Consider the following 13,800-nt stretch of genomic DNA (forward strand, 5'->3'; position numbering starts at 1 on the left):
GAGTTCCCGGGGAATTCTGAACAAACCAATGTCTAACTGCCGCAAAGAGCCACTGGTCGAGATTGATCAAGAAGGAGTCCCACAGAAATCTTACTGCTGCTACTGGCCCTCTCACGAAGGCAGTGAACGGTGTATTTGGCACTCCGGAGAAGCTGACTCACGCCCTGAGGTCATCGAGAAGTTACTAAAACAACTCCAAGAAGACCCGGAACAGGTCATATTACTTGATAGGGCTAAACTATCAGGACTCTCACTCAGCACCGGGACCAGTTTTGCAGGGGCGAGTCTGCTAGGAAGTCAGCTAAAAGCGTGTCGTGGGGCTGAGATTAACTTCTCTGACACAGTACTACACGATGCGAACTTCACAGAAGCAGCCCTCAGGGATGGCACCTTTCATTCAGCGGTCGGAACAACGATAGATTTCCGGGAAGCGGATCTATCTGGCACTTGTCTAGACGAGGCCCAAATGAGGAAGTGCCGGTTTGAAGGCTCAGACTTATCTGGAGTACATGCTCATAATTTCAACGGAAATTCATCATCTTTCGCTGACTCCTTTGTAGTTGACTCCAAATTTACCAATGCGGAGTTCCGTGACTGCGACTTCGCAAGGGCCAAACTGAATGGTGCAGAGATCACCGAGAGTATACTCGAAGACAGCGAACTGGAAAGGATAGAGTGTAACGATGCGAGCTTTAATGATAGTAAGATAGCTGATGTCAGAGCCCACGAAATTATGGGCAGAGCGGTGAAGTTCCGGAATACAACGCTCGAGTCGGTACACATAACGGACGGGGAGCTCAGGAGGTCTGAGTTTATAGATTCAGAGGGATCGGATGTTTCACTGGCTGAGTGCGACCTGCGCGGGACAGATCTATCAAGAGCGAAGATATCCAGTATCAACCTGTCCCAGTCGAAACTGAATGGTTCGAACCTGTCAAATGCAACTTTCTCTGATGCTACCCTGACAGGCGCCCACCTCAAAGAGGCAGACCTGTCGAATGTCAAGCTCAAGCAGGCTACTCTCTCGGACGTTATATTAACCGGTGCGGATCTTCGGGAAGCCCAGTTCCAGGAAGCGAATCTCGTGGGGGCAGAGCTCAAGCATGTAGATCTACACTATACCAGCTTTCGAAATTCGGAGTTACAGAGATCAGAGATTAGCGGAGGATCAGACGAAAATGAATCTTCCCACGCGATTTTTATTGGCGCATATCTGGAAGGTGCGAAAATATTCGAGATCGACTTTGAGGACGCGAAGTTTTCTGATGGGAACCTATCAGAATGCTGTATCTCGGCTAGCACATTTAATTCCTGCGAGTTTTCCGAAGCCGAGCTGAGCGATTGTGTACTCGAGGAGTGTGAATTTGTTGACTGTGATTTTAAGCAAGCTAATCTTGCAAACATAGACACAGAAGACGTCCGTCTTGAGGATGTCTCACTCGAGGGTGCATCGTTGTGCGGCGCTGATCTCTCTGGTGCGGAACTATCTGGAGTCTCTTTCCATGGAGCATCACTCGAAGAAGTCGATCTAAGTGGGGCTGAGCTGACAAACTGTGATTTTTCCCGGGCGACCCTCGATTCCTGTGTTCTTGAAGGAGCTAGGGCCGACAAGGACACCTCGTTCACTGGAGCCTCTCTGGTTGGGGCTACCTGTCGGAAGGCGAAGTTTCGAGGAGTGGACCTGACGGAGGCAAGCCTACTTGACTGTAATTTCCGAATGGGAGATTTGCGTGAAGCAACGCTCGAGGCTACTCTTCTGGAGCGTGCAAATTTGTTCGCGACTGACCTCCGCGACAGTTTTCTCTACGGGGCAGGTCTCACCGGGGCCCGGATTAATGCCGAGACCAAGCTTTCCGTCGAAACACCATATGAACGTGGAGAGAGCCCTGTAGGGGGTGAAGAGGTGTCGAAACCCGAGAATCTCCGGAAAGCCAGTAGCACTCACCGGGCACTTGAGCGGCTAGCGATAGAAAACTCACTCCCAGAGGCTGTCAGCCGACATCATATCCGGAGCGAAGAGACAACCCGCCGAGCGGTTGCAGTTCAGTTCTGGAGGACGGTTGGGGCTCGTTACCAGCGGTTCAGGTGGCGCTATAGGGACCCCCGGGATATCAGTGGGAAAGCCCCCGAGGGCCTTCCGGATATCAGTGGTTCAGTGATCAAATCCGGCTGGTCATGGTTCAAAAGAACTCTGTCCCGAGGAGTAATACAGTATGGAGAAGGATACCGGAACCTATCGCTTTTGACTGTATTTACTCTGCTACTGTCGACGGTATTCTATATCAATGGGTACGCAGTGGCTCCGGATGGTAGAGAGCTCTCGGTGGATCTCCTTCGAGATTCGCGTGCTGAAGTGATACGAGCTCTGCTGGATGGATTTCTGTTCAGTCTGGCTAGTTTCGTCTCACCGGGCTTCACCGACTTCGCACCCGCTGGCATCGGCGGGCGGCTGGTTACGACAGCTGAGGCAGCGATAGGAACAGCTGTATTTGCTCTGTTTATTTACGTTATCGGACGACAGGCGGGTCGCTGATGCTCAGTTCAGTGTCTCACCTCCTGTTCAGACCTCTTATGATTTGACCTGTTTCCTAAATTGGAGATAGGAGCCACTAAGCGGGCACGAACGGCGTCGAGAAGACTGCTAGCCGCGCGCCACCCCCTATGGGTGCACGAACAAGACGTGGCGAACGTCTGCGGACCCAGCTTGAGAAGGATAAGAAACGGCTAGTTTCACTTGGCCAGCATGCCCTATGTCATATTATTTCTGAGATGGACGGTGAAGCTCGGAGTGTGATCCATTAAAACGCAGATTTTGATCTTATATTCAGGTAAGCTACGGTGGTCGAATACGGCGTCCCCTCTTGCCCTGTTCTGTTTACATAATCTATTTATGCAGGTCATCCAATGATATTTACATCTTTGAATGAGCGGACAGATGGATATCAGTGCGGATGAGAAAGACATCGGTCGATTTCTTGCCCGTCAACGAACGCAGTTCGTAGTTCCTGACTATCAGCGGCGGTACTCCTGGGATGAAGAGCAGTGGAGCGAGTTCTGGGATGACCTCAATGGCCTTCGTGAGGACCGGAACCGGCACTTCCTGGGTTCTATCGTTGTAATCATCGATAGAAACGACGACATCGATGAATTCCAGCTCGTGGATGGACAGCAGCGCGTTGCGACGATCTCGCTGATACTGTCGATTCTCGAAGAGAAGTATCGGGAGGCAGGGGAAGAGGAAGCTGCAAACGAGATCGCCAACGAACTACGTGATTCGTACGAAGGAAATGAGTACAAGCGTCTTCAGCTGAACGGCTTCGACAACGAGGACTACCAGCATCTTCTCGAGGGAGACCTGAACCTGATCACAGATCAGGAGACACAGTTGTATAAGGCGTACAAATGGTTTGATCAGCGACTGGACCTCGAGATGGAGGAACTTCGTGAAATCAAGCGTGAACTCCTCTCATCTATGTCTGTGGTTCAGGTCACGTGTGACGGAGAACTCTCTGCGTTCCGCCTGTTCGAAACCCTGAATAACAGGGGTCTGGACCTCAGTCCTCCTGATCTGATGAAAAACCACCTGTTCATGGTGGCGAATGATGTCGATGGGGTGGATTACAAGAAAACTAAGGACTACTGGGAAACTATCCTCGAAGTTTTCGATGGAGAAACGAAAGACCTTGAGGACTTTTTCCAGCACTACACAATGGCCAGCTCGGTCATTGATGTGTCAGAGAACGTCTCGAAGACTACGCTGTATAAGAAGTTCAGACAGGTAATTCGGGATATTCTGGAAGATGAAGAGGTTGAGATCGAAGATTATGTTTCCGATATGCTCGATAAAGCACAGTATTATCGGGCAATTTCTGAGCGCAATCTCAGTAAGAAGCAGGCAGATTACCCCATATCCAAGCTCGAACAGATAAATGAAAAACTCCGAGACCTGGAGGCGATCAAAGGGAAAACCGGGAGAGTAGTGTTACTCCGGGCACTCGAGGAGTTCGACGATGCTGATGATTTCCTAGCGGTAATCCGTCTGATCGAGGTCTTCGTGATTAGACGGAGGGTCGTGGATCATTCATCCGGTTCCACCGAACAGACTGTGTATAGCAAAATCTGCTCGGAGAGTTTCGATAGGGATGACGTGCTCGACGACATGATCACAAAGCTGGATAAGAAAACACCGAACGATCGGGAATTCGAGAGCACGATTATCTCCGAAAACTTCCCGAACAGCAAGCGAACGAAATATCTCCTCTCGATGATGGAAAGACACCACTTTGCACCATCTGGCCAGGGAATCAAAGTATCTCCTTACGAAGTGGACATCGAGCACATCGTCCCCCAGCAAGTCAGTGCCGATAAGTACACTGGGTGGGTCGATTATCTCGGAATCGACGCAACCAGATTCGAAAACCAGTACTGCAGCAGGATTGGGAATCTGACGCTCCTCGAAGAATCGAAGAACAGAGCTGCAGGCAACAACCCGTTTGAAGACAAGAAACAAAAGGAGTACCAGACCAGCTCATTCCACATGACTCGTGCTCTACTTGACCACGAGGACTGGTCAACCGATAAGATCGAGACACGTTCGGAGGAACTGGCAGAGGTGGCAAAAGGCATCTGGAGTTACGATAATATCTCCAGTTGAGGACTAGAAGTACGAGTGGTGTTCTGAATAAGCCACCTCGTAGCTCGTATAGATCGAGCCAAGGTACCCAATCTCTTCGGTGCTGGTTTCAGTAGGTGAAGACTCTAGCTTGAAGACTGAGACATTACCTCGTGGACCGGGAAGATACCCTCAGAAAGTGTAATATGGGTTGTGAACGGTGACATTTCGTCTGTCCTTTTCCACCGGAGATGGTCTTTCCTTGTTGGAGAATATGAGGCGATTGCTCGGCCATTTTTTGTGAGCACTATGAACGAGGCATTGGCTAATTCACCGAATTCGAAATCGTTAGTGTCAAGATAAAGTTCTTTGTCCGGGTTTCCGTTCTTTTTGGCTGGAGTAACTAGTTCAATCTCCCCAGCGTCTTCTGCTGTTTCTGTTCGGCTTCGTTCGACGATTGCGACGTTATCACCCGCGAATTTCTCGTATGTGGGACATCCTTCACCACTCAATGAGCACAGGTTACATGATAGGGGGTTTGGATTTCGCATATGCATATCTTTAGAGTGCATTATCCCCGTTTTTATACAATGAATTATATCATCAAATAAAGGCTGGTTTGTCTTCCGAAGCTGGGATGTCTCCCAGATAAAACGCTCGAATTTCCCGAGTTGAGACCCTGAATTTGGGATTTCTTGGGATGGTGTCTCTAGAACCATTTCGAACACTGTTTCCACCCAAGTGTCAACTGGAATGCATTCGTAGTTACCGAATGCCTGCTGTAGAATCATCCCCAGAACCTTTGGGTACATAGTTCTGGGCTTGTTCTGGTAGATCTCGGCGTATCCCTGGCGACTAAACTCGCTGAAATCCAGACCTTGGAAAACATTATACAGATATACGATTAGGACAAACGGTCTCTGATACATCCGGTTCATGTCTTCTTTCAATTGAATGAGCAACTCCCGATTCTCAGGCTGGACTGACTCCATTGAACGATCCCACTTCTCAGCATTTCTCGGGACGTAGACATCCTCGTCCAGAAGATAGAATGACTGGCCATCGATACTATACTCATTAGTCAGGTACTGATCACCAAAGTCCTCAACAGCATTTTTTAGCTGCTCGAACTCCGGGAAGTCCTCTAGACTACCATCGAGAATCTCTTCATAAGTTGGCAGAAGATGGAGATTAATTGCTTCCCCCTGCTCGTTGGGTATCTTTCTCCCTACTGTTTTCAACAGATTTGATGTCATTATAATCTCCTGCTTTTCGCCACCCGGTACGTTCCATGTTGAGACTAATCGAAGGAGACCATAGGTTCGTGAGTAGAAGCGACCACATCGAATTCTGTCTCCGTAGTAGTTCTGAAGACGCGGAAAAATTATTTCCACCATCTTCTTCCACGTATTGTGTCGGTCTTGGATATCTCCTTCTGGTGTCTCACAACAACTTAGGACGTCATCAATTGAGAGCGCTTCAGAGAATCCAAGTCTCTCCTCCAGTTCTGATTTGAATAACTCTCTGGTAGGTTCATCCAGATCTTCCAGAGCCCGATTTGTGATCACATCGACCTGTAGAGTGCAGGTTCCATCGTCATCGCGGTCCGAAATATTCCATGTGACTGGGACTCCAAAAACTCGTGTCCCATCCTCTAATATGTGGATTCGTCGAAGTGGGAACCCGGGAACATCAGAATCAAAGAAATTTATCATTGGGGCCCACTTATATGGGAAATTTTCAATAGACACAGTACTCCTTGACGAGAGCGCGAACGAATCTGTCACAGGACCAGTTAATACAGCAAATACTACAGCGGTGGTTACAAGGTATTTACAGAATAGTTACTGAGTGCCCAATGACCTCTACAGAGATCTCTCTCAGTGGTTCTATCCGCGGTATATCCGGTGGAAATAGTTGCAACAATGGTTAATTGGACAGACCGAGCACTCCGGTGAACTGGAAGTGCAAATGAGCGCTCCCAGATCAAGAATAGCAAGATTGAATGATCTAGCTAGAGCTGGGTCGTCGGGTATCAGAGTCTGCATCAGTTTATATACCTCTTCACTCTTATGTGGCTGAGGAGGCATCTCGTAGCCCAGAACGCGGCTAATAACCCGTGCAAAGTTCGTATCTACTAGAGCCAAGGTGTCTCCTCTTGAGAAAATTTGGCATGCTCTTGCTGAGTAGTCCCCAACTCTCCATGGGCGTTTAAGTTCCTCAAGATCATCCGGAACGGTCCCAGAATATTCACTACAGAATATCTCTGCGGCTTCTGTCAACGAGCGGACGCGGTGGTTGACGAAGCCGAGGGAATACACGGTTTCTCGTATCTGTTCTTCTGGGGCTGCGTGCAAACTGGCAGGGTCAGGGAACCGATCGAGGAACTCCGGATAGACCTCTTCTACGGCATCCCCTCTGGTCCGCTGGAGTAGAATTTCTGCCGTGTAGACTTCCCATGGATCACTGGTGTTTCGCCAGGGGTAGTCACGTCCATTCTGTTCAAGCCAGTCAAACAGCTCCGGGTAGGACTCGACAAACTGTTCGACCCGGTGGGGCTCAATAACACTACCCTCGCGAGCACATTCGTACGCTCCTTCAAGATCGACCAGTTCCCTTGCCTCGGAAGCGGTGATACTGGTTCGACCAAAGGGCAGTGGTCCCTCGTACCGTCTATCGTTCGAGTTCATGCACAATCTCTTCTCCAGCTTCAGTCAGGGAGTACAATCTACCCTTTCGCCGGTCTGGTGTTAAGCACTCCGCGAGCGAGTGCTCCACCAGATCCGAAAGGGTATTACTGACATGGCTCAGGTAGTAGCCAGTCTCTTCAGCGATATCCTTCGGAGTACGGGGTTTGTGAGCCAGAGCTAGCAGGACGTTTTGCCTGTAATCGCTTGCTTTCACCCATGCGTACTCGTCTATATCCATCAGCTAGGGCCACCGGGAGCTTGATGTATGTATTATGGTTACAACTTGGTTACAACATTTCCCCAGTATCGATGAAGAGTTTTTTATTGGAGTGGGTGCCGAATATCAGTGAGCAAGATGAGCAAGGAGCAGCCGAAGGCGATTGATCTGTTCTGTGGGGCTGGCGGCCTCTCACAGGGACTCCATGACGCCGGGTACGAAGTCCTCTGGGGAATTGACCATGAGAAGAATACCAAGCCGACATATGATGCCAACCACGAGCATGAGATGACTGTCGGTGACATCACCGAGACTGAGCCGCCGGACCTCGGACTCGAAACGGGTGAGCTGGATCTTGTGGCTGGAGGGCCACCGTGTCCGACCTTCTCGCTTGTGGGCAGGTCGAAAATAAATTCGCTGGAAGGGCGTAACAATCAGACTGACGAGCGCCACCACCTCTATGAGGATTTCCTCCGGTTTGTTGACCACTACCAGCCCAAGGCGTTTCTGATGGAGAACGTCGAGGGAATGCTTTCCGCCGAAAACGAGGATGGCGAGGCTGTAGTCGATGTCATCACTGACCAGATGGAGTCGCTCGGGTACGAGGTAAGAGTCAAGCTCCTTGACTCCGCGAACTACGGAGTACCTCAACACCGGAAGCGCCTCTTCTTTATAGGTAATCGAGTGGGTCAGGAGAACCCCGATATGGATGAATGGGCTACCCATCGGGCTCCGAAGAGTGAGTCTGAGAAGGAGATCAAATTCAGGGAAGACCCTTCGAAGAAGACCGAAGAAGATCAGAGTACGCTAGGCGGGTTTGCTGAAGACGAAGAGCACGAAGAGTTCCCGAACTTCACTCCGGGTGGCTCGAAAAAACCCTGGAACACGGTTGCAGACGCTATTCTCAATCTCCCCCCAGTCTCGCCAAAAGGAGATACTCCGCCAACCAAAGCTGAAGAGTACGAAATCGGTCCTGTCTCAGAGTACCAGTACTGGGTCCACGACCTTTCAGAGGATGAAGACTGGGAGGACCAGACTCTCAAAAATCATGAGTGTAGAGGGCACAACATGCGAGACCTCACACTGTACAAACTGCTCGGAGAAGGGGTCTCATACATCATTGGGGATATTCCTGAGGAACACCAGCCTTACCGAACTGACATATTCCCTGACAAGCTGAAGAAACAGAACCCCAAGGAGCCGTCTACGACTATCGTCGCTCACCTCTACAAGGACGGACACATGTTTATCCATCCAACAGAGGCACGTTCCATCACGGTACGAGAAGCGGCACGTCTCCAGTCATTCCGTGATTCGTTCGAGTTCCCCGTTGCTCGCACTCATGCGTTCAAACAGGTTGGCAATGCTGTGCCCCCACTTCTGGCGCAGGCACTTGGTACTGCGATTCGCGAAGAAGTCCTTGAGGAAGCAGAGCCTCTGCTGGAGAACGCAGACTAGCTTACACTGAAGGGATTTCTTCTATTTCATGGCCGGTGAATCTCTCTACGTCAAGCAGGAACTGGTCTGCTGGACGGAGTGCATTTTCTAGCTCAGGATCATTGCTGTAACTGGTCCAGACAAATGAATCGCGGGGGACATACAGACGGCCTCCGTCTTCTGCTATGTCGCGGAGTTTCTCGCGAGAGACATCAGCCATCATCAGGGAAACGAACCAGATCTCATCAACACCGATTTCGGACTGTCTCGAGAGACTCTGCCTGAATCGTTCTCGGAGAGTCCGCTTGCAGGAGAACCCAATACTACCAGCTGGTCCCTCAACGACGTTGTCGACTTCGAGGTCCCCGTAGTGTTGGGGCGTTCCCGTCGCTGGAATCCCACAGATACGGAAGACGTGCTGCAATCCAACTTCCAGAACATTCCCAGCCGTCGCAGCCCGACTCTGTCCTGCACGCCTCTCATACTCTTGAACGACACTGGACAGAATTCGTGCCACCTCCTCGGATTCCATCCCGTGCTGTTCTTCCAACTCCTCCATCAGTTCATTCACATAGGACACGAGGGGTTGACGTTGTGCACCGAGCTGGTACGCTTCCCCTTCGAAATCCACTCTGTATAGAGCTTCGTACGCCTTTTCGGGCTCTATCTCCCGATTGTCGATCAGTGTTTCTTCGACGATATCTTCGATTTCTTCCCTGCCAAAGCTAGCAGTTGCATCGAGTATCTCAGAAACTCTCACTACTGCCTCAGTGGCGATATGTAGCTCGTAGATATCCTCTCGTGTTTCTAATCGGCGGATGAGTCTGTCAGTCAGATCCTCGGTCTGACGATATCTTTTCGAGATGTCGCCAGCATACATTTTAGTTACCGGTTTAGGAATCGTGTGCTGTAGATATTTTGAGACCTCGGACAGAGATTGTCCAGAGTTGTACCGCTGTTCGAGCTCCCGCGAGACTCCACGCAAGTGGTTGGTCTCTTTAGTTGCATAATTACCGTATGCAGAGGCAACAAGATCGCGAGCGAACCAGTAGACTTTGTACTCCGATGGATCGAGAGATTCGTCCTCCATCAATCACGAATCTGGACTTGACAAGTTCAAGTCTAATTACAGGTTACATTCTATTTGGATACAGAATACGAACACAGGCAGCATTTCCGCAACACACCCCACCAATAACTATCGTATTGTTGACTTTTATTCGGTCCCCTATATGCCGGAAAGTGAATATTTTGTCCCTTTACCTTGTCCCCTTGACCGAATCACTCCCTCCTTCTCCATCGCTCGCAGATACTCTCGCCTCGTACTCTGCGCCCTCCCATCCGAAACCTGCTCCTCGTACAACCGATGCAACTCAGAAGCCGATACTTCTCCCTGCTCGCGAATAATCCCGTACAGCAACCGCTGGTGCGTACTCAGCGCCTCCACATACCGAGTCGCCACCTCTGACCGAACATCCTCTGCTACAGAATCCACGTCCTCCACAGTGATCCGGTCCCGCTCGTCATCCAGACACAACTGCGCACTGTGCCGTAACAACGAGATCCCCATCCGGGCGTCACCGGCCGCCACGTCCGCGGTGTGCTCGATCACCTCCCCATTCACAGCGCCGACCTGGAAGCCCACCTCAGCGCGGTCCCAGAGGATGTCCACCAGCTCGTCGTGGCCGTAGCGCTCCAGGGTCACCTTCTGGGCGGAGCGCAGCCGCGAGGCCACCCGCTGGTCGAGGTCGCGGAACAACGTGTCCTCGTCGACGCAGACCAGTATCATCGAGACGTGCGGGATTTCGTACAGCGACTGCAGCGTGGTCTGGTCCTCGAGGATGTCGACCTCGTCGACGACCGCGACGAACTGCCCGTCGTAGTCCCGAAGGCGCTGGAGGAACATCCGTGAGGGCGTGCCCTCCATGCGGAGGTCTCTGGCGAGGGTGCCGCTCCGGGTCAGCTCGAACAGCACGCCGGTCCGGGAGGACTCGCTCATGCAGTTGACGTAGCCCCACTTCACCCCGAAGGCCTCACCCTCCAGGCGCTGGCAGATGTACTTCGCGAGCGTGGTCTTCCCGACGCCGGTCGGGCCGGAGAGGAGGACGTCCTCGCCGTTGGCTCCCTTCGCCAGCGGCTGCAGGGCGCTCGTGAGCGCGTCGATGGCTCCCTCGCGATGGTGAAGCTCCTCCGGGAGGAAGTCCTGGTCGAGCGCCTGTGCGTTCCGTATCACGCTGTGTCCTCCTCGAGGTCGTCGACGCGCTGGCGGAGCTGGCGAATCTGATGCTGCTGGCAGGTGCAGATCGAGAGGAGGATGGTCTCCGTCGGGTTGGTGCTGTTGTAGTACATCCCGGCGTGGGCCACCTGGTCGGCGTGGTTCCGGAGTTCGTCGAAGGATTCCTGGCGCTCGCGACGGAGAGCCCGCCGGAACCGGTCAGTGTCCTCGCGCCACTTCCGGACGTGATCGCGGTAGGTTGGGTTGGTCTTCCCCATCGGATTACACCCGCTGGGGCTCGCCGTCGGCCTCGGCGCGTTCGATTCTCGCGCGGCACTTTAGCGCGTACTCGACGACGGCGTCCTGCGGGGTGTCACCGTGGCCGACGATGTCAGTCCCATCCTCGGTTGCGTAGTAGCCGTCGTCTTCGGTCGATACTCGAATGCTGAACAGCCTACTGTTCCAGGGCATCGAATTGATGGAGGGGAAGGTGTAAGATAAGTGTCAGAGTGTAAGGGCCGGAAGTTCCGGAAGTCTGCTGAAGTGCGATATTCACTGGTTTCAGGTAGTCAATTATCCGGAATCGTTGCGTTCCGGAAAGGGGCCGGAAGTCGTTCCGGAAGTCGTTCCGGAAGCGGGCCGGAAAAGGATTGATGTTGGCTAGTTGATGTAGGTAATCAACTGGTAGTTGATATCGGTCAGGTCTTCGATGAAGACGGATCGTTTGTCGGTTCCATCGCACCGCTCGTAGATGCAAATTTGTTCGATTCTATTTACCGTCAGGTCCAGCAGTATGGAGGCTTTGGCCATCGCACGGTTGAGATACGTTCTGGGAAGAGGCTGGATGATTTTGCTACCATCTCTGCAAAGCTTCGGTTCCCCACCGATTTCGTTAAGATAGAGAGCCGTTACCGTGGTGAGTACTTTCGCCCGATGATCCGTCTCTGGCTTGAACGTTTTCAAGACTGCATTCTCTACCCTGAGCTTCCACTCCTCTGGGAGTGAGTCGAATTCCGAATGGACCTGTTCAGGAACTATATGTAGGGCATCCCAATCGCGAGAATTCATACAAACGAGGTACGGTGCCGGGAATCATAGCCGTAGCCCGGTCTGGCCAAGCCATCGTAGTTGAAATATCCCTCCTTTGTTTATTTATTCGATATTGGCGGATGGCTTTCCCGGGTTTACCATCATACCGTCAAGAGAATTCGCTCGGAAGACGCCCCAGTTCCGCCATCATCCTCGGCGCGATCAACCACTGTGTGTTGCCATTTCTAGAGTTCAATCAGCCTTCCTCCTTGCTCCGTAGCAAATCCAACGTCGTCGCGTGATCAACGATCCCTGCTGAATCAGTGTTAGTCGCGACACCATCGGTGCAGAGGACCCCATTCACATCAATACTGCCACTCTCAGTTCCGAAGAGATAATCTTCAGCCGTTCTGGCGAAGTGGATGTACTCCATGAGCTCCCTGAGCCCCTCTGAGAACGTGTTCTCATTCCGTGTGTACTTCACCTCGCCAATGATGGCTTCAGCAAGGTTCTCAGTCCGGAACCGAGAGTCTGGATCATCCCTCGTGTACCGAAGCACCAGGAAGTCTGGTCGACCGCTGTAGAAGCTGTGCTGGCTCCCTCGAGACAGGAATTCCTCAAGGGCTTCACCGTGAGCTTCGAGCGCAGTGGCGTGGCGGCGAATCATCTCCGGGACATCCTTCCCAGCCAGTTCGTCTGAGGATGGATACGACTCGAAGAACTTCAACGGGCCATTCTGGTCGTAATAGACTTCCAGACGCTGCGTTGGTCCCTCTAACTCGGCCAGCATCTCGGTGCTCGAGTCTATGCGTTTCAGCCGGATTTCCGGATATCGAGACCGGAGTCGCCGCATCACGCCAAACACGCAGAACAGCTCGAAGAGCGTGTAATCTTCAGTGGGTGTGACCAGCGTCTCGTTGAGCAGGTTACGGACGGATTCCTTCTCGAACCGGTTGTTCATCAGGTCTTCGTAGAGTTGGTACAGTTCGTAACTCCGAGAGTAGAGCCGGTGGCGCGAGCGGCGAGCAGTCTCAAGGTCCCTGTCGGAGACTCGAATCTCGTCTGGTGCGGGGAGAGAATCCAGATAGATGTTGTGAGCCAGCGTCTGCTGGAGACCGACGATATCCTGATCGTCCCACTGATCACGCCAGTCTCGGTCGACCGATTCGACATCATCTGTGAGCGGTTCTGCAATGACCGAGAGCAACTTCTTCAGGACCCTGTTCTCCGGGATGTCGTATTCCACCTCGGGATTGCTGACAACGAACAGTGTGGGGTCGTTGTACCCGAGTGATCCTCGCTGACGGGTGGTCTGTTGCCAGTTAACCGTCCCACGGACTTCCCCTCGGACGGTCTCCGTCTGCTGTCGGGTGACCGTCTTGATTCGACGAAGACGATCCGGGAGCCGGTCGATATACTCGACAACGTCTCCGTGAAGCACGAAGTGAAGCTTCTTCAGCTGGTCGAAGTCTTCGATTTCTATGCCACTGTAGTCCAGCGATTCAGCGTACTGGTCCCTGTTGAGCACACCCTCTCCGAGGTATGTAATCAGCTCCTCGGCGACAAGCTCCCGCAGCTCGTGGGCAGGTGTTTTGGTCAT

At 52.1% G+C, this 13,800-nt stretch carries 12 protein-coding genes; 3 read left to right on the forward strand and 9 right to left on the reverse strand.

Features of this window, described 5'->3' with window-relative positions:
* Positions 1-28 precede the first annotated feature (28 nt).
* Together ACSC1S_RS05805 and ACSC1S_RS05810 are read left to right on the forward strand one after the other, a co-directional pair.
* A complete protein-coding gene (locus tag ACSC1S_RS05805) occupies positions 29-2,533 on the forward strand; it encodes a pentapeptide repeat-containing protein (protein ID WP_435363532.1) in 2,505 nt (834 codons plus the stop codon).
* 390 nt (positions 2,534-2,923) lie between these two features.
* Complete coding sequence (locus tag ACSC1S_RS05810; RefSeq protein WP_435363533.1) at positions 2,924-4,654, forward strand: DUF262 domain-containing protein; 1,731 nt, start codon at positions 2,924-2,926, stop codon at positions 4,652-4,654.
* A gap of 104 nt (positions 4,655-4,758) precedes the next feature.
* On the opposite strand, the gene ACSC1S_RS05815 is transcribed toward ACSC1S_RS05810, so the two are convergent.
* From ACSC1S_RS05815 to ACSC1S_RS05825, 3 genes are all read right to left on the reverse strand, one after another.
* A complete protein-coding gene (locus tag ACSC1S_RS05815; RefSeq protein WP_435363534.1) occupies positions 4,759-6,399 on the reverse strand; it encodes a hypothetical protein in 1,641 nt (546 codons plus the stop codon).
* Positions 6,400-6,501: 102 nt separating this feature from the next.
* Positions 6,502-7,302: a hypothetical protein gene (locus ACSC1S_RS05820; protein ID WP_435363535.1), complete on the reverse strand. Its 801-nt coding sequence runs from the start codon at positions 7,300-7,302 to the stop codon at positions 6,502-6,504.
* A complete protein-coding gene (locus ACSC1S_RS05825) occupies positions 7,286-7,540 on the reverse strand; it encodes a helix-turn-helix domain-containing protein (protein WP_435363536.1) in 255 nt (84 codons plus the stop codon). Before ACSC1S_RS05825 ends, ACSC1S_RS05820 begins: the two co-directional genes overlap by 17 nt.
* A 117-nt stretch (positions 7,541-7,657) precedes the next feature.
* Here ACSC1S_RS05825 and ACSC1S_RS05830 point away from each other — a divergent pair, with 117 nt between their 5' ends.
* Complete coding sequence (locus ACSC1S_RS05830) at positions 7,658-8,977, forward strand: DNA cytosine methyltransferase (protein ID WP_435364590.1); 1,320 nt, start codon at positions 7,658-7,660, stop codon at positions 8,975-8,977.
* Between the two features lies 1 nt (position 8,978).
* Here ACSC1S_RS05830 and ACSC1S_RS05835 read toward each other — a convergent pair whose 3' ends face one another.
* The 6 genes from ACSC1S_RS05835 to ACSC1S_RS05860 form a co-directional block, all read right to left on the reverse strand.
* On the reverse strand, positions 8,979-10,046 hold the full coding sequence (locus tag ACSC1S_RS05835; RefSeq protein ID WP_435363537.1) for a PDDEXK family nuclease: 1,068 nt from the start codon (positions 10,044-10,046) through the stop codon (positions 8,979-8,981).
* Between the two features lie 138 nt (positions 10,047-10,184).
* The gene (locus tag ACSC1S_RS05840; protein ID WP_435363538.1) at positions 10,185-11,189 is read right to left on the reverse strand and encodes a Cdc6/Cdc18 family protein; all 1,005 of its coding nucleotides are present in this window, start codon (positions 11,187-11,189) and stop codon (positions 10,185-10,187) included.
* A complete protein-coding gene (locus ACSC1S_RS05845; RefSeq protein ID WP_435363539.1) occupies positions 11,186-11,449 on the reverse strand; it encodes a DUF8156 family protein in 264 nt (87 codons plus the stop codon). Before ACSC1S_RS05845 ends, ACSC1S_RS05840 begins: the two co-directional genes overlap by 4 nt.
* Positions 11,450-11,453: 4 nt before the next feature.
* The gene (locus ACSC1S_RS05850) at positions 11,454-11,642 is read right to left on the reverse strand and encodes a hypothetical protein (RefSeq protein ID WP_435363540.1); all 189 of its coding nucleotides are present in this window, start codon (positions 11,640-11,642) and stop codon (positions 11,454-11,456) included.
* A 189-nt stretch (positions 11,643-11,831) separates the two neighbouring features.
* Complete coding sequence (locus ACSC1S_RS05855; RefSeq protein ID WP_435317941.1) at positions 11,832-12,239, reverse strand: hypothetical protein; 408 nt, start codon at positions 12,237-12,239, stop codon at positions 11,832-11,834.
* A gap of 217 nt (positions 12,240-12,456) precedes the next feature.
* The gene (locus ACSC1S_RS05860; protein WP_435363541.1) at positions 12,457-13,800 is read right to left on the reverse strand and encodes a hypothetical protein; all 1,344 of its coding nucleotides are present in this window, start codon (positions 13,798-13,800) and stop codon (positions 12,457-12,459) included.

It is taken from the genome of Haloarchaeobius pelagicus (assembly GCF_051207375.1).
In the GTDB taxonomy this organism is placed as follows: domain Archaea; phylum Halobacteriota; class Halobacteria; order Halobacteriales; family Natrialbaceae; genus Haloarchaeobius.

Bases quoted from the DNA above. Each gene is read 5' to 3' on its own strand.
- ACSC1S_RS05805 (WP_435363532.1), top strand. From the start codon at position 29: ATGTCTAACTGCCGCAAAGAGCCACTGGTCGAGATTGATCAAGAAGGA.
- ACSC1S_RS05810 (WP_435363533.1), top strand. From the start codon at position 2,924: ATGAGCGGACAGATGGATATCAGTGCGGATGAGAAAGACATCGGTCGA.
- ACSC1S_RS05820 (WP_435363535.1), bottom strand. From the start codon at position 7,302: ATGAACTCGAACGATAGACGGTACGAGGGACCACTGCCCTTTGGTCGA.
- ACSC1S_RS05825 (WP_435363536.1), bottom strand. From the start codon at position 7,540: ATGGATATAGACGAGTACGCATGGGTGAAAGCAAGCGATTACAGGCAA.
- ACSC1S_RS05830 (WP_435364590.1), top strand. From the start codon at position 7,658: ATGAGCAAGGAGCAGCCGAAGGCGATTGATCTGTTCTGTGGGGCTGGC.
- ACSC1S_RS05835 (WP_435363537.1), bottom strand. From the start codon at position 10,046: ATGGAGGACGAATCTCTCGATCCATCGGAGTACAAAGTCTACTGGTTC.
- ACSC1S_RS05845 (WP_435363539.1), bottom strand. From the start codon at position 11,449: ATGGGGAAGACCAACCCAACCTACCGCGATCACGTCCGGAAGTGGCGC.
- ACSC1S_RS05850 (WP_435363540.1), bottom strand. From the start codon at position 11,642: ATGCCCTGGAACAGTAGGCTGTTCAGCATTCGAGTATCGACCGAAGAC.
- ACSC1S_RS05855 (WP_435317941.1), bottom strand. From the start codon at position 12,239: ATGAATTCTCGCGATTGGGATGCCCTACATATAGTTCCTGAACAGGTC.
- ACSC1S_RS05860 (WP_435363541.1), bottom strand. From the start codon at position 13,800: ATGACCAAAACACCTGCCCACGAGCTGCGGGAGCTTGTCGCCGAGGAG.